At 42.9% G+C, this 19,930-nt stretch carries 21 protein-coding genes; 19 read left to right on the top strand and 2 right to left on the bottom strand.

The window, feature by feature from the left end; all coding sequences use genetic code 11:
• Positions 1-11: 11 nt before the first annotated feature.
• Positions 12-1,136, bottom strand: a complete 1,125-nt coding sequence (locus ACXADT_RS17390) for a CapA family protein (RefSeq protein WP_270181421.1) — start codon at positions 1,134-1,136, stop codon at positions 12-14.
• A 124-nt stretch (positions 1,137-1,260) separates the two neighbouring features.
• Between ACXADT_RS17390 and ACXADT_RS17385 the strand changes: the two genes are divergently transcribed.
• From ACXADT_RS17385 to ACXADT_RS17355, 7 genes are all read left to right on the top strand, one after another.
• Complete coding sequence (locus ACXADT_RS17385) at positions 1,261-1,884, top strand: hypothetical protein (protein ID WP_474832081.1); 624 nt, start codon at positions 1,261-1,263, stop codon at positions 1,882-1,884.
• A 70-nt stretch (positions 1,885-1,954) separates the two neighbouring features.
• Positions 1,955-2,581, top strand: a complete 627-nt coding sequence (locus ACXADT_RS17380; RefSeq protein ID WP_270181423.1) for a class I SAM-dependent methyltransferase — start codon at positions 1,955-1,957, stop codon at positions 2,579-2,581.
• Between the two features lie 89 nt (positions 2,582-2,670).
• On the top strand, positions 2,671-2,955 hold the full coding sequence (locus ACXADT_RS17375; protein WP_474832079.1) for a hypothetical protein: 285 nt from the start codon (positions 2,671-2,673) through the stop codon (positions 2,953-2,955).
• 49 nt (positions 2,956-3,004) lie between these two features.
• Positions 3,005-3,955, top strand: coding sequence for a hypothetical protein (locus tag ACXADT_RS17370; protein ID WP_474832077.1), 951 nt, complete (start codon positions 3,005-3,007; stop codon positions 3,953-3,955).
• Positions 3,956-4,157: 202 nt separating this feature from the next.
• Positions 4,158-5,093: a UDP-N-acetylmuramate dehydrogenase gene (gene murB / locus ACXADT_RS17365; protein WP_270181426.1), complete on the top strand. Its 936-nt coding sequence runs from the start codon at positions 4,158-4,160 to the stop codon at positions 5,091-5,093.
• A gap of 69 nt (positions 5,094-5,162) precedes the next feature.
• Positions 5,163-5,333 (top strand): hypothetical protein, encoded by a 171-nt coding sequence (locus tag ACXADT_RS17360; RefSeq protein WP_474832076.1) that lies wholly within the window; start codon positions 5,163-5,165, stop codon positions 5,331-5,333.
• A 28-nt stretch (positions 5,334-5,361) separates the two neighbouring features.
• Positions 5,362-5,859 (top strand): N-acetyltransferase family protein, encoded by a 498-nt coding sequence (locus ACXADT_RS17355; protein ID WP_474832074.1) that lies wholly within the window; start codon positions 5,362-5,364, stop codon positions 5,857-5,859.
• 78 nt (positions 5,860-5,937) lie between these two features.
• Here ACXADT_RS17355 and ACXADT_RS17350 read toward each other — a convergent pair whose 3' ends face one another.
• Positions 5,938-7,494 (bottom strand): catalase, encoded by a 1,557-nt coding sequence (locus ACXADT_RS17350; RefSeq protein WP_474832072.1) that lies wholly within the window; start codon positions 7,492-7,494, stop codon positions 5,938-5,940.
• A 282-nt stretch (positions 7,495-7,776) separates the two neighbouring features.
• Here ACXADT_RS17350 and ACXADT_RS17345 point away from each other — a divergent pair, with 282 nt between their 5' ends.
• The 12 genes from ACXADT_RS17345 (at position 7,777) to ACXADT_RS17290 (ending at position 19,917) form a co-directional block, all read left to right on the top strand.
• Positions 7,777-9,540: a PTS mannitol transporter subunit IIBC gene (locus ACXADT_RS17345; RefSeq protein ID WP_270181430.1), complete on the top strand. Its 1,764-nt coding sequence runs from the start codon at positions 7,777-7,779 to the stop codon at positions 9,538-9,540.
• A gap of 23 nt (positions 9,541-9,563) precedes the next feature.
• The gene (locus ACXADT_RS17340) at positions 9,564-11,672 is read left to right on the top strand and encodes a BglG family transcription antiterminator (protein ID WP_474834575.1); all 2,109 of its coding nucleotides are present in this window, start codon (positions 9,564-9,566) and stop codon (positions 11,670-11,672) included.
• 1 nt (position 11,673) lies between these two features.
• Positions 11,674-12,111: a PTS mannitol transporter subunit IIA gene (locus ACXADT_RS17335; protein ID WP_474832070.1), complete on the top strand. Its 438-nt coding sequence runs from the start codon at positions 11,674-11,676 to the stop codon at positions 12,109-12,111.
• Positions 12,112-12,113: 2 nt separating this feature from the next.
• Complete coding sequence (locus ACXADT_RS17330) at positions 12,114-13,253, top strand: mannitol-1-phosphate 5-dehydrogenase (protein ID WP_474832068.1); 1,140 nt, start codon at positions 12,114-12,116, stop codon at positions 13,251-13,253.
• Between the two features lie 355 nt (positions 13,254-13,608).
• A complete protein-coding gene (locus ACXADT_RS17325) occupies positions 13,609-14,517 on the top strand; it encodes an ABC transporter ATP-binding protein (protein ID WP_474832067.1) in 909 nt (302 codons plus the stop codon).
• On the top strand, positions 14,514-15,254 hold the full coding sequence (locus ACXADT_RS17320) for an ABC transporter permease (RefSeq protein ID WP_474832066.1): 741 nt from the start codon (positions 14,514-14,516) through the stop codon (positions 15,252-15,254). The genes ACXADT_RS17325 and ACXADT_RS17320 overlap by 4 nt, the downstream gene beginning before the upstream one ends.
• The gene (locus ACXADT_RS17315; RefSeq protein ID WP_474832064.1) at positions 15,255-15,650 is read left to right on the top strand and encodes a hypothetical protein; all 396 of its coding nucleotides are present in this window, start codon (positions 15,255-15,257) and stop codon (positions 15,648-15,650) included. It abuts the gene before it with no gap.
• Positions 15,647-15,994, top strand: coding sequence for a DUF4260 domain-containing protein (locus ACXADT_RS17310; RefSeq protein ID WP_474812631.1), 348 nt, complete (start codon positions 15,647-15,649; stop codon positions 15,992-15,994). Before ACXADT_RS17315 ends, ACXADT_RS17310 begins: the two co-directional genes overlap by 4 nt.
• A gap of 237 nt (positions 15,995-16,231) precedes the next feature.
• Positions 16,232-18,199, top strand: a complete 1,968-nt coding sequence (locus ACXADT_RS17305) for a phospholipase D-like domain-containing protein (RefSeq protein ID WP_474832062.1) — start codon at positions 16,232-16,234, stop codon at positions 18,197-18,199.
• Between the two features lie 129 nt (positions 18,200-18,328).
• On the top strand, positions 18,329-18,730 hold the full coding sequence (locus tag ACXADT_RS17300; protein WP_474832061.1) for a hypothetical protein: 402 nt from the start codon (positions 18,329-18,331) through the stop codon (positions 18,728-18,730).
• Positions 18,730-18,939 (top strand): helix-turn-helix transcriptional regulator, encoded by a 210-nt coding sequence (locus ACXADT_RS17295; protein ID WP_270181439.1) that lies wholly within the window; start codon positions 18,730-18,732, stop codon positions 18,937-18,939. The genes ACXADT_RS17300 and ACXADT_RS17295 overlap by 1 nt, the downstream gene beginning before the upstream one ends.
• Positions 18,940-19,083: 144 nt before the next feature.
• Positions 19,084-19,917, top strand: a complete 834-nt coding sequence (locus ACXADT_RS17290; RefSeq protein WP_474832059.1) for an alpha/beta fold hydrolase — start codon at positions 19,084-19,086, stop codon at positions 19,915-19,917.
• Positions 19,918-19,930 lie beyond the last annotated feature (13 nt).

The following is a 19,930-nucleotide window of genomic DNA, read 5'->3' as shown; positions in this document are numbered from 1 at the left end:
AACGCTTTCTATCATTCGCCTGCTTTTGCAATCATTAATGATTGTGCGCTTCCTTCAGATACAGCAAAATCAGTAGTTTGCGAGATTAAGCTAGAACGATAAATCATCTTATCTGTGATGCGAGTGGCGTTTTGTTTATCGGCGAGAGTAACAGTGCTGTCATGGATGACTGCAGGGATAAAGGTAACTTCATAGTTGTCCACAGTGACGTCGATCTTAGCGATAACCGTGTCAGCGGTGTCACCCTCAACGTAGTCTGGGAATAAAAAGTTGCCGAGTGAGTATAAGATCGGCTTCCCATCATAGTACTCCATCCCTTGCAGCACATGAGGGTGTGCACCAATGATGATGTCGGCCCCCGCGTCGATCATGCTGTGTGCAAAGTTTCGTTGACTATCGCTAGGCTGGATCGTCCGTTCAGCTCCCCAGTGGATATACACGATCGTCGTATCACAGGTGGCTGCAGATTGTTTGATATGCTCGATCACTCGGTCTTGCTGGTACCCGCTAGCGAGTCCTCCATTTTCATTTGCGTACCATGAGATGGTTGGCAGAACTTGCGAAAAACCAAGAATATCGACTTTGTGATCATTGATCGTTTGCGAGTGAGCACGGTACGCCTCACTTTCGTTCGTACCAGCTCCGACATAGTTCAGGTCTGCTTTTTTCAGTAAGTCGATCGTCTCATGTAAGCCTTCACGACCGAAGTCCATCGCGTGATTGTTTGCGAGTGAGACGACGTCAAAGCCAGCGTCTTTAATTGCTTTGGCTGAAGCGGGTGGGGATTGAAACGTGTACAGCTTGTTCTCTTTTATCCCTGCTGTTCCGATCGCTGTTTCTAAGTTCATGATGGCGAGATCAGAATCCTTGATGATCGGGGAAATATGTTGAAGTGGAAAGTTTGCCCCCTTCGAGCTCATCGCTTCTTTGATCGACCAGTCGAACATCGTGTCCCCTACGACTGTAATCTCATAACTAGACGATTTCCCTATAAGCTCTTTCGAAAGATCTCTTGAAATCTCTGAATGAACGTTAGAAGAGTTGACTGCTTCTGATTGGTTGAAAGGATTTACAGCTACTAGACTCAGCACACCAACGACGAGCAACAAACTTACTAGAATAACCAAACGTTTCATATCTACACCTCAAAGTTATAAAAAATTAGGAGTACAAGGTAAATTATAACATGGAAATAAAAGTCTTTAGACCTATTTTTAGGGAGTAACTGGTAAAATTTTTACAGGTGAGAGGAGGAGTGTTTTGAAAAAAAGGTTCTGGTTATTGTTAGTTATGTTCCTTCTAGGAGGCTGCAGTGTTGAGTTTTCGATGGAAGATGAGCACCTTGCTTACCTTTCTCACAAGGTGGGAAACGACCATGAAAAGATGTTTGAAGAGATGAATATGGGTATCCTATTAAACTATGATCTTAAGCTTACAAAAGCGGATAAAACGTGGGTCACAGTTTGGGTCGAAGGCTACCGCGATGGAGAGCCGATGACACCGTCACGTCTAACTGAGCTCTCTTATGGGTTTAGTCAAGAGGAAGAACAAGAAGGGAGCGTTGGGTTCGGCATCATCCAACCTGAATCAGGAGAAGAGTTAGTTTCTCTGTATGCACCAGGTGCCACAACAGGTCCTGAAGCGATACCAAATAACCCCATAAATACAGACAAACCACACGGATACGGATATACGCTGGAAGAGGAGATCACGCTTGATTCTGGAGATACAAAAGTGATTGGAGCGTACTATGAAAGTGAGCAAGATAATATGATCAGGTCGGTTGATATGCAAACGGAAGAAGGCATTGAAGAAATGATTCATGATGAGCATGTTGTCCTACTTTTGAAGATTAAGGTCGAGGAACGAGCGGGAGAAAACTGAAATGTGTTAGTATTTAGATAAGTCGAACTCCAAACGTAATAGATAGACACATAAATGTAGGAGGATTTTGATGCTAAGTAAACAAGGATTTGATCTATGGGCGAATGAGTACGATCATTCTGTACAGGTAAGTGAAGAAAGCGATTCTTATCCATTCGCTGGCTATAAGGAAATCTTGAATGCCATCTATAACGAGGTCATGTCGACCGAAAAGGCAAACATCCTCGATATCGGATTTGGGACAGGTGTTCTTGCGAGCAGGTTGTACGAAGCCGGTCACGACATAAACGGTATCGACTTTTCGAACGAAATGATTCGGATCGCTCAGTTGAAAATGCCATATGCGCAGCTGATCGAATGGGATCTTACACACGGACTTCCTGAACATTTTAAGAAAAAGCAGTATGACGTTATTATCAGCACATACGCTTTGCACCATATTTCTGATCGTGAGAAGGTTGCATTCATTAAAGAACTTCTTCCACAGCTATCAGAAAACGGAAAGATTTTGATCGGTGATGTGGCGTTTGAAAATCGCAGGAAATTAGAAGCGTGTCGAAGCGAAAACCTTCATCACTGGGATGATGATGAATTTTACTTTGCTTTTGATGAACTAAAAGCGGAGTTAGAAGGATCGTGTAAACTCGAATTTCACGATTTCTCACACTGCGGCGGTGTGATACAAATCTCAAACTAAGAAACAGGTGAGGATGCTTAGGCATCCTTTTTTTATGGAGGATTTTCACGTTGCTCATCGAAACAACTATCAACATGTGAGGTGATCCGTTGGAAAGCTCGACTTTATACCGTAAGCAACTAGCACACAAATTGTTTGTAACCATCTTGATAAGCTCCTATTTCGTTTTCGGAATCCTATCCTTCTTTGAAGCTGAAATCTCACAATCTCCTATACTTACCACTATGTTTTCAGTAGTCGTGATTATCGTTGGGGTAGCAGTCGTTTACTTCATTAAACTAGCAATGAAAAAAGGAAGGGCTGCCGTAGTAGGTTTGTTAGCTTTTTACCTATTCTTTCTAGTAACAAAAGTCATTATCTACGTAGCAACATAATGTATCATTAGATGTAGTTGCTTTTTAAACTAGAAAGTGAGGGTACACGATGAAAAAGTGGATCATTGCTTGTTTTGTCATGTTGTTATTGACCGGTTGCGCGGTGGATGTGGGCCAACCGAGCACCACTTCAGTGTCAGATGTGCCTGAAATTGAAGAAGGCGATCGGTATTTAAGCGAAATCAATGCGCTAAAAGGGGATTTTTTAGATATCCCTGAGTCTTTAGAAGAAGAAAGAGAAGCTGTAGAAACACAAGTTGTATTATACGATATCGTCGGAAATCACATAGAGAATCGTAATGTTCTAACAGAAGAAGAGGCGTTCCTACCTTTCACAGAAGAGAATGCAGAACATGAGCAGCTCTGGAGGTTATTTGCTGACTTGATCCCTTCGGAAGACCGAAGTATGGTAAAGGAGTTTTTGATCTTTACAGATGGGAAGGATGAAGTCCTCGGGTATGTGGAACCACTAGACAATTCGAAAGAGTGGCGTCTCGCGATCGATTATGAAGATACAACGAACGAGAAGGATTTCTATTATACGCTCGTGCACGAATATGGTCATCTTCTGACTTTGAAAGATGATCAGGTGAATGCGACGAATTTAGAGGATGAAGATGAAGTAGAAGAAGCCTTCATGGCATGTGATGATTACTTTGCATTCAATGGGTGTAGTAAGGAAAATTCGTATATGAACGCCTTCTTCCAAACGTTTTGGTCCGATTATTATGAGGAGTGGCTCGATAAGGAAGTTGAATGGAACGAAGAAGCGCAGGTCGCGTTTTATGATGATTATGCGGATCACTTTTCAACCGACTATGCAGCGACACATCCTGAAGAAGATATCGCAGAAGCGTGGACACATTTTATCTTTTCTACGAAGCCAGAAGGTGATACGATCGCTGAGCAGAAAATAGCTTTCTTTTATCAATTTCCTGAACTGATCGAACTTAGAAAAGACATTCTTTCTCAATTGAATGATTCATTAAAGGAAAAGTAGTAGATAATCGTAATGAGAGTTTGTATTAGAGATGAAGTATTTGCCCATTAATGGTAAAATAAATGATTGTGTAAAGCTGTTTTTTGCGGTATGCCGTAATAATAAAGATTTTAGACACGAACAGTTTTGATTATAACTATAATAAAAATAAAAGGTTCGAGTACGATTACACAATCGAACATGTTCATAAGTGAGGTAAGTAATGGATAATCAACGTGTGTTTAACGACCTGAGAAATAGTTTGCCTACAGCAGATGTCAGATTGAATGAACCACTGAATGTGCATACGTACACACAGATGGGTGGAGAAGCAGATGTGTTTGTTTTTCCAGGTGGTGCGGAAGATGCAAGAGCAGTGGTGGAGTATGCCAACAAGCATGATTTACCGCTAACCATTCTCGGTAAAGGATCGAATGTCATCATTCAGGATGGTGGAATCCGAGGAATCGTGTTGAATATCTCGACGCTTGATAAAATTGAACGTACGGAAGATGCGGTCGTTGCAGAAGCTGGCGCTCGTATCATCGAAGTATCACAGTTCGCATTGAAAGAACACTTATCAGGATTAGAATTTGCATGTGGTATTCCTGGTTCCGTTGGTGGAGCTGTGTATATGAACGCTGGCGCGTACGGCGGCGAAGTAGCAGACTGCCTCGAAAGTGTGCTAGGGGTAACAAAAGACGGCAAGCTTGTTCGTCGAAAAGCAGAAGAGCTCGACTTATCGTATCGTCATAGTAACGTGGATGAAACAGGGTTCCTCGTACTTGAAGCAACATTTCAGTTGAAAAAAGGAAACTATGACGACATCAAAGCGATTATGGATGATCTAACGTTTAAACGCGAAAGCAAGCAACCGCTCGAATATCCTTCTTGTGGAAGTGTGTTCAAGCGCCCGCCAGGCTTATTCGCTGGAAAGCTCATTCAAGATTCAGGCTTGCAGGGAACAAGAATCGGTGGAGCGGAAGTTTCCAAAAAGCATGCAGGCTTTATCGTTAACATCGACAATGCCACTGCAACAGATTATCTGAACGTGATCCATCACGTGCAGAACACTGTAAAAGAAAAGTTTTCGGTCGATCTAGAACGTGAAGTAAGGGTCATCGGTGAGCCGTTGAAGGAAAAAGATGCTTCAGAATAGAATATGGTGAAAGGTAAGAAGGGATGATGTGATTCATCCCTTTTTGCTTTATATAAAGGAGGATCGATCGTGAGAAAAACGACAGTCGGGGTGGTCATCATCTTATTTCTCGCCATTGCTTTTTATTCAAATAACTTCAGTTTGCAATCTACTGTAGATAGCTGTATAAAAACAAACGGGGAAGCGAAGATAGAGAAGGACTTTCTCGGAATGAATTGGAATGTAAAGTGCGAGCTTTAATAGGAACTTTTAAAGGAGTTGGAAGAGGATGAAGGTTAGAGAGATAAAAGCAGAAGACGTTGAAGGGTTCTGTAAGATTAGAAATCAGGTCGACGCGGAGTCACGATACATGCTGTTTAGTGCTGATGAGCGAAAAGTCGATGTTGAGGAAGAAAAGAAGAAGATTGTGTCGATGTTGAAAAATGAAACGTCTACGATCTTTGTCGCTGAACAAGATGAGGAATTGGTAGGTTATTTAGTCGCTGTTGGAAGTGAAGCAAAGAAAAAGCGTCATGCAGTTTACCTCGTCATCGGTGTACTCGAAAAGGCTCAAGGCACAGGAGTCGGAACGGCCCTTTTTAACAAATTAGAGGATTGGGCGGAGAGTAAAAACGTACATAGGTTGGAGTTGAACGTCGCGACCCCGAACGAAGGAGGGCTCGCGCTATACAAAAAGTTCGGCTTTGAAGTAGAAGGGTTGAAGCGACATTCGTTGCTGATGGATGATACATATGTAGATGAGTATTATATGGGGAAGCTGCTGTAAAGAAAAATACGAATCATAAATTCAGTTTAAACGCTATATAAAAAAGCTTGGCAACGATGCCAAGCTTTTTTCAACTGTTTAGTACGGATCTGATGGATGACTCTTGTCCTCAGCTTCACATACAGCTTCATCGAGTACAGAGCCGGTAGACTTCTTCATTTCCTTCAATCCGTTCATGACTCGTTCCCCGTATTCTTTATCACACTGTGTAAAGTGTTCGATCATCTTCTCTTGAATCTCTTCTCGGCAGTCCATGAGTGCACTGACGAGGTTTGAAATCAGTTCCTCTTGCTCCCAGTCGTTCAGTCTGCGATACGTTTCTCCCGCTTGACCGTAGTTGTTTTCACGAGGAATGCTTTTTCTCGATAAATTTCCTTCAACAAATGGTTCATGTTCCACACCTGGATTCGCTGCTTCTTTCAACCCGCCGATCAAAGAAGGCTCATAGTTGATATGTGGGTTTTCATCTTTCCCATAATCAGTACGGTTGTCCATCTGGCCGCCGCTCTGGTTCGTCGAAACATGTTTCTTCGGCTTATTGATCGGAAGTTGTAAGTAGTTTGAACCAACACGGTATCGCTGCGTATCAGAGTAGGAATACGTCCTGCCTTGCAGAAGCTTGTCATCAGAGAAGTCGAGCCCATCGACCAATACCCCAGTACCAAATGCTGCTTGTTCCACTTCAGCAAAATAGTTTTCAGGGTTTTTGTTGAGCGTCATCTTCCCAACCTTATGCCAAGGAAAATCCTCTTTGTACCAAAGCTTCGTTGGATCGAGGGGATCGAAATCTAGTTCTGGATGCTCACCATCCTCCATGATCTGTACATAGAGCTCCCATTCTGGATAGTCTCCATCTTCGATCGCTTGATACAAGTCAGTTGTCGCATGGTTAAAGTTCATCGACTGAATGTGATCCGCTTCATCTTGTGAAAGGTTGCGAATTCCTTGGACGGGTTCCCAGTGATACTTTACAAGTACAGCTTTTCCTTCTTCGTTCACCCATTTGTATGCATGGACACCAGATCCTTGCATATGTCGAAAGTTTGCTGGAATGCCCCATGGAGAGAACAGGAAGGTAACCATGTGCATCGATTCAGGAGATTGGCAAAGGAAATCAAACATTCTCTCCATATCCTGTATGTTCGTTACAGGATCAGGCTTGAAGGAGTGCACCATATCAGGAAACTTCAGAGGGTCACGGATGAAGAATACTTTTAAGTTATTTCCTACAAGGTCCCAGTTTCCGTCTTCTGTATAAAACTTAACTGCAAATCCTCTAGGGTCTCTCAGCGTTTCTGGTGAATGTGTGCCGTGCACGACCGTTGAGAACCTTACAAAAACAGGCGTTTTCTTAGCTTCCGTAAACACTTTTGCACGTGTATACGTCGAAATCGGTTCGTCTCCTACTTTTCCATACGATTCAAAATACCCATGCGCACCTGCCCCTCGTGCATGAACGACGCGTTCAGGGATTCGCTCTCTGTCGAAATGGCTGATTTTCTCAAGGAAATCGTAGTTCTCAAGAGTGGTTGGCCCGCGACTCCCTACTGTTCGGACATTCTGGTTGTTCGTGACAGGATGTCCCTGCTGGTTTGTTAACGTCTCGTCCTGAGGCTTTTTCTTCTTTTCATCCATAAAGCTCCCTCCTTTTAATCACGATTTCAGTTATCTCCAACCAGTACCTTCGTATTCACTTTGCATTACAATTTATTGGGTCATTTTGTCCATTATTTAAAAATGTCAACAAGTCATCTGCCGAATTTGAGTTTGGAATTCATTGCGAACGCTTTCTTATGGCCTTACTATTGGAATTAACAAGTAAAACATTTCGCAAGGAAATCTAACGACAACGTTTTTGACAGGATCTAATAAAACATGTCAACAAGTCTTCCCTGCGAAAGAAGAGGAGGAACTATCATGAGCGACCAAGAAAAATCCGGTTTCAAAGTGAAGATTCAACGGTTTGGTAGCTATCTAAGCGGCATGATCATGCCGAACATCGGTGCATTTATTGCATGGGGACTTATTACAGCATTATTTATTCCAGATGGTTGGATTCCAAATGAACAATTAGCATCACTTGTTGGTCCAATGATCAACTACTTATTACCACTCTTAATCGGTTACACTGGTGGTAAAATTGTTTACGGCGCACGAGGCGGAGTAGTCGGTGCGACAGCGACGATGGGTGTGATCGTCGGAGCGGATATTCCGATGTTCCTAGGTGCGATGGCGATGGGACCACTCGGTGGTTATGCGATTAAGAAATTCGACGAAGCGATCAAAGGCAAAGTCAAATCCGGTTTTGAAATGCTAGTTAACAACTTCTCAGCAGGTATCATCGGTGGTATTCTGACGATTCTCGCTTCACTAGCGATCGGACCAGTTGTACTAGGTTTAAACAAAGCACTTGCAGCTGGAGTAGAAGTCATCGTAGATGCTGGACTGTTACCACTAGCTAGTATTCTAGTTGAGCCAGCCAAAGTATTGTTCTTGAACAACGCGATCAACCACGGGATCTTAAGCCCGCTAGGAATCGATCAGGCAGCTAGCGCAGGAAAATCGATTCTGTTCCTATTAGAAACGAACCCTGGACCTGGACTTGGAATTCTTCTTGCTTTCTGGTTTGCAGGAAAAGGTTCAGCAAAGCAATCAGCACCAGGTGCTGCGATCATCCACTTCTTCGGTGGTATTCATGAAATTTACTTCCCGTACATCTTGATGAAACCAGCATTGATCATCGCAGTGATCCTTGGGGGAATGAGCGGCGTATTCACATTCGGTATTCTGAATGCAGGATTGATCGCACCACCTTCACCAGGTAGTATCTTTGCACTCATGATCATGACACCACGTGGAGGATACCTTGGGGTTATCGCAGGTGTTGTCGTCGCTACACTCGTTTCATTCCTAGTTGCATCCTTCATCCTTAAGCGATCAAGTGACTCTGATGAAAATCTTGAAGAAGCAGCAGAAAAGATGGAAGCGATGAAAGGGAAGAAGAGTAGCGTAAGGTCATCGCTAGGCGCGAAAGAAGAAACGTCATCCGACGCAACTGTTAACTACAAAGACATCAAAAAAGTTGTATTCGCATGTGACGCAGGTATGGGCTCAAGTGCAATGGGTGCGTCCGTGTTGAGAAATAAATTTAAAAAAGCAGGTCTTGAGCATATCGAAGTGATCAACACATCGATCAGCAATCTTCCGAACGATGCAGATCTTGTTGTCACTCATAAAGACTTAACAGATCGTGCAAAAGCAAAGCTTCCAAAGGCGCATCACATTTCAGTAACAAACTTTATGAACAGTCCGAAATATGATGAGCTTGTAAGTGATCTTTCAGGGGATAAGCAGGAGGAAGAAACAACTAGCACGAAGGACACTGAAGTGGCTGCAAAAGACATTCAAAAAGTCGTGTTTGCATGTGACGCTGGAATGGGGTCAAGTGCGATGGGGGCATCTGTTTTACGAAACAAGTTCAAGAAAGCAGGACTTGAAGAGATCGATGTATCGAACACATCTATCAACAATCTACCAGATGATGCAGACTTAATCGTGACCCACAAAGACTTAACCGATCGTGCAAAAGCGAAGCGTCCAGACGCTGAGCACATTTCAGTGGCGAACTTCATGAATAGTCCTAAGTACGATGAACTTGTTAACATGCTAAAAGACCGTTAACAAAAGGATAGAGGTGAACTCACATCTTTATATCAGCAAGGGAAAGAAGTATTCTACAACTTTTGCTTGAAACAGACGATTTCTTTACGGTGAAAGAAATAGCTAAGCAACTCAGTGTTAGTGAACGGACCGTTCATAGAGATTTAGCGGGAATAGAAGATGTTGTGAATCACTACGGATTGACATTAATAAAAAAGGCAGGGGTGGGTGTCCAATTCGATGGACATCCCTCTCAGCGTGAAGAGCTCAAACGGTACTTGTACAATTTAAACATTACCGAGTATACACAAGATGAAAGAGAAACATTGATACTCTGTAAACTTTTAGAATCCCATGAGCCTATTAAACTCGTCAGTCTTGCGCATGATCTCAGGGTCACCGTGGCAACGATCAGCAACGACTTGAACAGAGTAGAAGAATGGCTACAGAATATGCAGCTTTCTTTAATTAGAAAGCGCGGGTATGGTGTTCAGGTAGAGGGTGCAGAAGCATTGAAGAGACATGCGATCAGTTCTCTGCTTGCGACAGAGTATAACGACTCAGACTTCTTTACATTATTGCAGCGTTCGATTCAAAACAAATCAAAAGGTGACGTGATGGAGTCTGCTTCAAAGCAGCTTCTTGGGCTTGTTGATCACGAAAAGCTGCATCAAGTCGAAACGATCGTTAGGGAAGTAAATAATGACCTATCTCACATGATGGCAGATAGTGCCTACATTGGTCTCATCGTTCATTTAACACTTGCGATCGAACGAATTCAGCAAGGTGAAAAAATCGAGATGGAAAGAGATTTTCTTTCCACTATGAAAGAAACAAAAGAATTCACGATTGCAGAAACGATCAGCAAGCGAATGGAAGATTATTTCTCTGTTCCGATCCCTGAAGCTGAGGTCGGGTATATCACGATGCACCTCAGAGGAGCAAAGCTTCGGAATTCAAGCAGTTATTATTTAGAAGAGTCGAATTATCCGATCACTGTAAAGGCGAAACAGCTGATTAGAGAAGTTAGTGATAAGACGAACGTGGATCTTGTGTCGAATGATTCTCTATTTCAAGGGCTTGTGACACACTTAGGTCCAGCGATGCATCGTCTCAACCAGAAAATGAGCATCCATAATCCACTTTTAACGAAAATCAAAGAAGATTATCAAGAACTTTTCGTTATCATCTCGGAAGCTGTTGAAACTGTCTTCAAAGGGCTTTCCGTTCCCGATGAAGAAGTTGGATTTCTAGTCCTTCACTTTGGTTCTGCGCTTGAAGGTCGAAATAAGAAGAACGATCTAAGAATTCTTGCCGTTTGTTCTAGCGGAATCGGAACGTCAAAGATGCTCGCTACAAGGCTCAAGCAAGAATTTCATGAGATACATGATGTGAAGAGCGTCTCGCTCTTCCAACTAGAAAAAGAAGATGTCCATGCGTTCGACCTGATCGTGTCGACGATCCCTTTAACGGAGTTGGATGCAGACTATATTGAAGTGAGTCCGTTTCTATCTGAAAAAGAAGCAACAGGCATCCGAACAGCCCTTCAACGATCGACTGGATCAAGCAAAAGAGTACTTGAACGTAAAGAAAGCGCCTTTCAGTCAGGGAGAGAAGCTGTATCCTGGTTTACGCAAACAGCCTCATACAGCGAGGCAGCAGCTTCAATTATGGACCATTTCCTTCTAACACAAGCTAAATCAGATCAACTAGAAGACTTGTTAATAAACGAATGCAGCCGACTGCAAAAGGGTAATACCATTACGAGTTCAGCTTCAGTAACGGAAGCAGTTCTAAAACGCGAGGAATTAGGCGGCGTTGGAATACCGGAATCTTCTCTTGCGTTGTTTCATGCGCGTACAAAAGAGGTTCTTAAGCCGACATTTTCAATGATCAGGTTGGAAAGTCCGGTTAAGCGAAGCGCGATGGATGGAACAGAAATCAATATGAAAACGATTCTGTTACAGCTTGCACCAGAAGAAGCAACGCTAGAACAAATTGAAGTGATGAGCTTTATCAGTACCATCATTATCGAAACTGGTGAAACACTCGCTTTGTTTGAACAGAAAGATGAGGAACAAATCAAGCTCTTCTTAGCAGAGCGTTTAAAAGGATTCATCACTGAAAAATTAAAATCAAAGGGAGAGAAATAATATGGCTAACGGCATTTTAACGAAAGAAAATATCGTATTGAACGAAACTGCAGCAACGAAGGAAGACGCGATCCGTCTTGTAGGAAACATTCTTGTGGAGAAAGGGTACGTTGAAGAAAGCTATATCGACCAAATGTTTGAACGTGAGAAGATCACGACAACTTATATGGGGAACTTCGTAGCGATCCCTCATGGTACGGAAGATGCGAAAAAATCAGTAAATCATTCAGGTCTTTCCATCGTACAGCTTCGTGAAGGCGTTGATTTTGGTGAAGGAAATATCGCGAAGCTTATTATCGGAATCGCTGGAAAAGATAACGAGCACCTTGAAATTCTATCTCAAATTGCAATCGTATGTTCAGAAGAAGAAAATGTGGAGAAGCTCATTCAAGCAGAAGATAAAGAAACATTTATCTCTATGTTTAACGAGGTGAACTAATCATGCTAGCTGTACATTTCGGAGCTGGGAATATCGGGAGAGGGTTCATCGGTAAGCTGCTATCACAATCAGGCTATGAGGTTTGTTTTGTTGATATCAATGAAACGGTAATCGATGAACTGAATGAAAAGAATCAATACACTGTAGAAATTCTTGGCCAAGAGCGTAAAGAAATCAAGGTGGATAACGTACGGGGGATCAACAGTAAAGCAAATCCTGAAGAGGTCGTTGAGGCGATTAGTAAAGCTGACCTCATCACGACAGCGGTTGGTCCAACCGTGCTAAAAATGATTTCTAGTAGTATAAAAAAAGGCATCGAAAAGCGCATCGAAAGAGGGAAAGCTCCCGTTAACATCATCGCATGTGAAAACATGATCGGCGGAAGTACGATGTTGAAAGAAGCGATTCAGGAGCAAATGGGCGGAGACGGTTCACTCGAACAGTATGCTGGTTTTCCAGATGCAGCGGTCGATCGTATCGTACCCAACCAAACGCATGACGATCCTTTAACAGTAGCGGTCGAACCGTTTTATGAGTGGGCTGTCGACAAGACGATGATGGTGGGAGAAGTCCCGGAAATTAAGGGAATTACGTACGTTGACGATCTCGCGCCTTACATCGAGCGCAAGCTGTTTACTGTGAACACGGGTCATGCGATGACGGCGTATCTAGGTTACCTTGCTGGTGCAGAAACGATTAAAGACGCTCTTGAAAATGAAGCGCTCTATGCAGATGTGAAACGTGCCTTAGAAGAAACGGGTGCATTGCTAAACCATAAATACAGCTTTGACTCAGAAGTTCACAGTGCGTATATCGAGAAGATTCTTGCGAGATTCGAGAATCCTCATCTTGTAGACGAAGTTACACGAGTCGGTCGTGCACCAATTCGTAAACTCGGTCCGAACGATCGATTAACCGGGCCCGCAAGTCAGCTGATGAAGATCGGTAAAGAGCCAACGTACTTAGCAAAAGGAATTGCGGCGGCACTTCTTTTCGATCCAAAAGGTGACGAAGAAGCTGTCCAAATCCAAGAAGCTATCCAAACGAATGGCCTGTCAAACGCTATCACAACTTACACAGGCATTGAAGAAGGCTCATCCCTATTCAACCTAATCAAAAAGCACTACGATGAATTGAGTTAGAACATAGCTGCCGAGGTAATCTCGGTGGCTTTTTTATGCTGTCTGAACCAATAAGGTTTCGCTGATAAAAAGGAAATATCGCTGATAAAACAGCACTTTTCGCTGATATAAACTTCTATTTGGCTGATAAAAACAGAATATCGCTGATATATGCTAACGATCGCCGATAAACCTCTTGAGGAGGCTACTCTGGCATATGGTATTTGTGCCTAAATAGGTTTCCATAGCCCGTTATGGTAATCTTCCTGATATTTTAACTGTTTTGAAACTATTCTGAAGGATTAACGTATTAGAAGTTGAAGACTATCATATCAATTAGCAGGTATCCGCGAAATTTAAGCAAGGGGGACTAGGAATGGAAGAAGTGATCAAAGCTGACCATCTAGTAAAGTCATACGGTAGTATTCAGGCAGTAAAAGACATTTCACTTACAGTTAATAAGGGAGAGATCTTTGGCATCATCGGACCGAATGGTGCGGGTAAAACAACGACCATCGAAATGCTTGAAGGCATACGAAAGCCTGACGGTGGAGAACTTTCGGTTCTTGGCCTAACGCCTCATAAACAGCTGCGAGAGTTGAACAAGAAAATTGGTGTTCAGTTTCAGGCAACGGCCATTCAGAAGAAGATGAAGGTAAAAGAGGCGATCGATCTATTCGCATCATTTTATCCAACTACTCAAAAAGATCATCTTATCGATCTTTTGGGGCTTCATGAAAAACTAGGTGTGATGTTCGATGACTTGTCAGGTGGGTGGAAGCAGCGCGTTACGCTTGCACTCGCTACCCTTCATAAACCGGAAATCTTATTCCTTGATGAACCGAGCATGGGGCTTGACCCTCACGCTAGGCGAGAACTGTGGGGCTTGATCAATGCACTGAAAGAACAGGGGTGCACGATCGTTCTTACAACTCACTATATGGAAGAAGCAGAAAAGCTTTGTGATCGCGTTGCGATGATCTATAGCGGTCAACTAAGAGCACTAGGTACTCCTCAACAGCTCTTAAATCAAATTCCTGCTCACTACCTTACGTTTGATAGCGAAGAGCTGCTGTACGATTTCCTCATCTCCTTACCAAGCGTAGTTAGCGTTGAAAACGAGAACCAATCATACAAGGTGTTAAGCAATGATCAGCAAACGACTGCGTATTACATTTTTAAATATTGCTATGATAACGAGATTCTGGTTCAAGACTTTAGGTTCGAAAAGGGATCACTCGATGATCTGTTCGTCCATTTTCTTGAAAAGGAGGCGTCCGCATGACCGCGATGATGAAGCTAGCTAGTTTAGAAACAAAAATGTTTTTCCGAGATCGTCTGAGCGTGTTCTGGACATTTCTTTTTCCTGTTCTCATGATCTGGATGTTCGGCTCTATGTTTGGAGATAGCAATCTGAATGGACTTTCCTTCGCAGAAATGTTCGTTCCTTCTTGGATTGGTGTAAACATCGTGACGATTTCCTTCTTTACCCTAGGAACCGTTTTAACGAACTATCGAGAGACGGGGGTTCTAAGGAGGTACCAATCCACACCGATTCGATCATGGATGATTCTTGCTGCACATACGTTTCAAGGTTCCGTCATCTTCGTTATCTCCGCACTATTGCTTATGGTCTTCGGAATGTTGATGTACGATCTCACGTTACCAGTATATATGGGAAGCACGTTGCTAGCCCTTCTTGTTAGCATTCTAGCGTTTTTCCCGTTTGCATTGTTTCTGACGTCGCTTGCAAAAAATTCGCAGGCAGCCGCAGCGATCAGCTCATTATGTTTGAACGTGATGCTCTTCTTATCGGGAGCTGCTTTTCCGCTTGAATTCATGCCGACTATCCTCCAAAATGCTGCAAAAGTTCTTCCGCTTTACTACGTAGTAGAATTGCTTCGCGGAACGTGGAACGTTGGTCCGATTACCGATTATGGTCTTGAAGTAGGGGTGTTGCTCGGTATTTCCGTCGTATCTACGATTCTTGCATCACGGTTTTTCCGATGGAGTGACAAGTGAGTGAATCGAAAGCTGCTTACTCTCTTATTTCTTTTTGTTCTAACAGGATGTGGCGACCCCTCTCCTCTTAAATCAAACATCGAGGTCGAGATCAACCAAATGTTTGGAACAGAATTCGGCGTAATGGACCAAGTCTTTGTACAACATGAGGGTGAAACGATTGCGGTTTTAGGGGCAGAGGAGTTCTTGGAAGCAATACGAGACTCATCAAAAAGCAGTCGGAGTAAAGAAGGGGATTATGCGATCGTCCTCCAAACTTCTGAAGGTATGAAAGAGTTTAGTAGAAAGCAAACTCGAGAAGTGCTTTCCTATAACAGTCAGTCTCAAAAGCTCTGCAATTCGAGTCATTGCTATACCGTACCTTCAGCTTTTCAATCAGAGGTGATACCAAAGTGACTAAACCACTCTTGCATATAGAAGGTTTCGTAATCTTAATTCTATCTCTATACTTTTTCTCGACAATGGACGTAAGCTGGTGGACGTTTCTTCTTTTATTATTCGCACCGGATGTCGCGATGTTCGGTTATGCGATGGGTAAGAAAGTAGGAGCTTATTGCTATAACGTCTTCCATTCCTATAGTCTACCGTTAATCATGATCTTGATAAGTCTGATGATCGATCAGCCCCTTTTTGTAGCCATCGGACTCATTTGGACCGCTCATATCGGCATGGATAGGATGATCGGCTATGGCTTGAAATCTACAGAAGACTTTAAAATTACGCACTTGCAAAAGGCGTAAAGACCGTCGGAACCGTTTCGACGGTCTTTTTTTCTATCTGTTTTTATCCCTTCATAGTAGCTCTTAATGGCAATTATGTAAGCGCTTACCTTTTATTCGGGCTATTCGAACTAGTGCATAGTATGTAAATTTATAATTTACAAAATATTTTCATTAAAAGTATATTAAAAATTCGTCGAAAATTGTAGGATAGTGTGGAACGAGTTACATAAAGGACATCTTAGGGAGGGAAACACGATGAAGAAATTGGGAATGATTATTGCGTCGATCAGTATGGCACTTACTGTTGTTACGCCATCGATGACGCCAAATGAGGTTCATGCAGCAACGAATGGCGATGTTGTTGTCAATGAATTAGCATGGATGGGGACGACGGTTGATTACAACGATGAGTGGATCGAGCTTTACAACAATACGGGCAGCACAATTTCACTAGATGGCTGGACGCTAAACGCAACAGATGGCAGTCCTTCTATCAACTTGACTGGCAGTATCCCAGCAGACGGTTATTACATACTTGAAAGAACTGATGATAATACAATATCTGGCGTTAGTGCTGATCATATTTACAGCGGCGCACTTAGTAACTCTGGCGAAAACTTCGAACTTCGCGATGGTAGCGGCGCATTGATCGATAGCGTTGACGCATGGCATGCGGGTGATAACGACACGAAGGCGACGATGGAACGAGTAGACCCTGGAGTAGCAGGCACAGATGCTTCTAACTGGGTTACTTCTACTGGTTCATACACTGAAGGTAAAGGAACGCCTGCTTCATCGAACACGAGCGGCAGCTCAGGCGGTTCTGGGGGAGCTTGTACAGATACAACAGAGCACCTGAATCAAGTTTCTGAATCACCTGACGCAATCAACGTTTATTTCAATAAATGTGCGATGGCTCAATATGCTGATGCAGGTAACGAAGCAAACTACAATGTAAATCTTGAAGATCGTCTCTTAAAGCGTATTAATGCAGCAACGACAAGCATCGATTTCGCGACATATGAGATCAACCTTCCTAAAATTGTTGATGCTCTTATCCAAAAGGCATCTGAAGGTGTAGACGTACGTGTGATCGCAGACTCGAAAGACGCGACAGATCCTCACTACGTAGACCGCTTCAAGACAATGAGACTTTATGTTGAAGAAATGGTGCGTGGAAAAGATATGGTTGTCGGAACGGCAGACGATATTCACGTATTCTCTGATTCTCCAATGCTAGCAGTCGAAGACACAAATCTACGTGCGGACCATAACCTACCTTCTTCACCAGATGATTTCCCACAGCGTACGGTTATGATCGGGAACACTGAAATGACAGGCTATTTATTCGTTGAAGCGGAACAGCAATCTGACGGGACGTATTATTCTCCTGACGATCAAATGCACAATAAATTTGCACTCGTTGATGACCAGTGGGTGTTTACTGGAAGCTGGAACTTTACAGTGACAGGTCTTTATGGGTCTGAAGAAAACATGGCGAACGGCGTTCTTGATGGTAACCAGCAGCACGTTGTGGAAGTGAATTCTTCGGAATTGGCATCAATCTATGAAACTGAATTCAACGAAATGTGGGGAACATCAACATTAACACCAAGCACAGCGAATGCTAACTTTGGCTCTCGTAAAACGGATAACACACCACATCAAGTAACGATCGGAGGGAAAACAGTTGAGGTTTACTTCTCCGCTGGAGATGATGCGGTCGGTCGTATGGCTGAACTAATCAAAACTGAAGCTGATCTCAACACGTATTTCACGATCTTCGCTTGGAGTGATCAGACTCTAGTCGATGAGCTGAAGTACAAGTGGGAAGGTTCTTACCAGGACCAGCAAGGAACACTTACTGGCTTCGATGTAAAAGGCGTATTCTCAAGTGATTTCTGGAATCAGTGGTGGTCAGCGAGTATCGAAATGACGGGCCGCACGGTAACGGGAAGTCAAAACAACCCGAATATTCGCTGGGCGAATGCTGCTCCAGTATACAAGGATGCTGAATCCCGTAAGCTTCATAGTAAAACGATGCTTGTGGATGCAGAAACGAACAGTGATCCAACCGTCATTGTCGGTTCAACGAACTGGAGCACAAACGGTAACGACGTGAATGACGAAAACATGCTGATCATTCATGATGATGCAATCACGAACCAATTTGTACAGGAATTCAACGCACGGTACATTCAAGCAGGTGGAACAATAAATTAACAAAGATGAGCATGAAATCGTATTGATTTCATGCTTTTTTTATTTCTAGAAAAAATTTGCACAAATCAGTTATAATGTTATATATTTATAACATAAAGTTAATTATTTCTAACAAAAGGAGTGAAAGAATTGAAATCAAAAACGGCGTTGATGCTCTTTTCTATTCTGTCAGTTTCCCTTGTAGGTGGACTCCTTTTTCAACTGTACTCGCTGTTTAGTAGCGATAACATGACGTCAGCACAGCTGCTACTAACTGCTGCAACCGTGGTAGTGATGGTGATCTTAATCCCAGTACTCTTAAATCTAAGAAAAGATGTGAAGGCTGGAATACCTCATGATGATGAGCTCTCAAAAAAGGTGAAGATGTTTGCCGCTGGCTATGCGTATTTTTCATCTCTTATCATTTGGCTTGTCCTATTTGCCTTCCATTCTTATCTCCAAAAAGATGACCTCCTCATGGTAGGGCTCGCTTGCATGATCTTAAGCTTCGGAATTAACTGGTTGTTTGTTAGAAGGAAAGGGTTTCAGTAATGATAACAAGAATGAAAGAGCTGCGCGCAATCCGCAAGTTAACACAAGCAGATCTTGCAAAGCGGGTTAACGTGCGAAGAGAAACGATCGTTTTTTTGGAAAAAGGGGAGTACAATCCATCTCTTAAGCTTGCTGCGAAAATTGCAAAACAGCTAGAGTCACGGATAGAAGACGTGTTTATCTTCGATGAAGAAGAGTTAATAGAATAAACACCTGACAAAATTGAGCGCGCAATTGATTGACGCTCAATTTTTTTGGTTTCTCTAAATCTACAGGCGGCCCCCTTTCTGAATTGTCAGTCTGTTACAATAATAGAAGCGTTGTGCGGATCAAGCTTACGGGAGGATAAGTAATTGAATCGATTTTACATAAATGTAAATGAAAAGAACGTCCGTGTTACGGAGTGGGGAAATGAGGATAAACCGACTATTTTCTGTTTGCACGGACTTGGGAGTACGAGCCTTAGCTTTATTGAAATTGCTGAAGGATTAAAAGAGCGATACCACATCATCGCGGTTGACGCCCCCGGTCATGGGAAATCGGAATCTTTCGATCGAGAAGAAGACTATGAGATGCCCAAAATGGTAGAGTGGTTGAACCGTGTGCTCGATCGCTTGAACATTCACGTATTTTACTTTTTATCCCATTCATGGGGAAGTTTTGTTACACTCTTTTATTTGAAGGAAAACAGAGAAAAGGTAAAAGGTTCACTCTTACTAGATGGAGGTTATCAAAGTAAACGAGAGTCACAGCTTTCGATGGAAGAAGAAGCCGCTTCGTATGAAATCGATTTTGAAGATTATATGGAATCGTGGGAATCGTTTAGAGAGCATGCTGCGTATGGAGCGGTTACGAGGAGAACTCCATCTTTAGATCTCGCAGCAGAAGATCTGCTACTGATGAAAGGTGGTAAGTATTACTGGCACGCGAGAGGGAAAACGGGAAGTAGTATTGTAAAAGCCATGCACAAGCATGAGATTATGGATATGTATAAAGCGCTCCCAGCAGAAATCATTTTACTGCGCGCTACTCTCCCGGAGGAGCGGGAGAGTGAACGTTCGAGGATGGCGAGTGTATTTGAGAAAGAAGCGAGGGCGATCGTGGAACTTGTTCCTTATAGTACACATATGCTCCACTGGGATCAGCCGGAGTATGTTATTAGCGTCATTACACAGAGATGGGTTTAAAAGGAGAGAAGCG

The organism is Anaerobacillus sp. ABR4_321, assembly GCF_056158505.1.
This window is presented reverse-complemented; position numbering and strand designations above follow the sequence as displayed.

Coding starts and splice junctions, on each gene's coding strand:
- ACXADT_RS17390 (WP_270181421.1), bottom strand. CDS start 1,136: ATGAAACGTTTGGTTATTCTAGTAAGTTTGTTGCTCGTCGTTGGTGTG.
- ACXADT_RS17380 (WP_270181423.1), top strand. CDS start 1,955: ATGCTAAGTAAACAAGGATTTGATCTATGGGCGAATGAGTACGATCAT.
- ACXADT_RS17370 (WP_474832077.1), top strand. CDS start 3,005: ATGAAAAAGTGGATCATTGCTTGTTTTGTCATGTTGTTATTGACCGGT.
- murB (WP_270181426.1), top strand. CDS start 4,158: ATGGATAATCAACGTGTGTTTAACGACCTGAGAAATAGTTTGCCTACA.
- ACXADT_RS17355 (WP_474832074.1), top strand. CDS start 5,362: ATGAAGGTTAGAGAGATAAAAGCAGAAGACGTTGAAGGGTTCTGTAAG.
- ACXADT_RS17350 (WP_474832072.1), bottom strand. CDS start 7,494: ATGGATGAAAAGAAGAAAAAGCCTCAGGACGAGACGTTAACAAACCAG.
- ACXADT_RS17345 (WP_270181430.1), top strand. CDS start 7,777: ATGAGCGACCAAGAAAAATCCGGTTTCAAAGTGAAGATTCAACGGTTT.
- ACXADT_RS17335 (WP_474832070.1), top strand. CDS start 11,674: ATGGCTAACGGCATTTTAACGAAAGAAAATATCGTATTGAACGAAACT.
- ACXADT_RS17330 (WP_474832068.1), top strand. CDS start 12,114: ATGCTAGCTGTACATTTCGGAGCTGGGAATATCGGGAGAGGGTTCATC.
- ACXADT_RS17325 (WP_474832067.1), top strand. CDS start 13,609: ATGGAAGAAGTGATCAAAGCTGACCATCTAGTAAAGTCATACGGTAGT.
- ACXADT_RS17320 (WP_474832066.1), top strand. CDS start 14,514: ATGACCGCGATGATGAAGCTAGCTAGTTTAGAAACAAAAATGTTTTTC.
- ACXADT_RS17305 (WP_474832062.1), top strand. CDS start 16,232: ATGAAGAAATTGGGAATGATTATTGCGTCGATCAGTATGGCACTTACT.
- ACXADT_RS17295 (WP_270181439.1), top strand. CDS start 18,730: ATGATAACAAGAATGAAAGAGCTGCGCGCAATCCGCAAGTTAACACAA.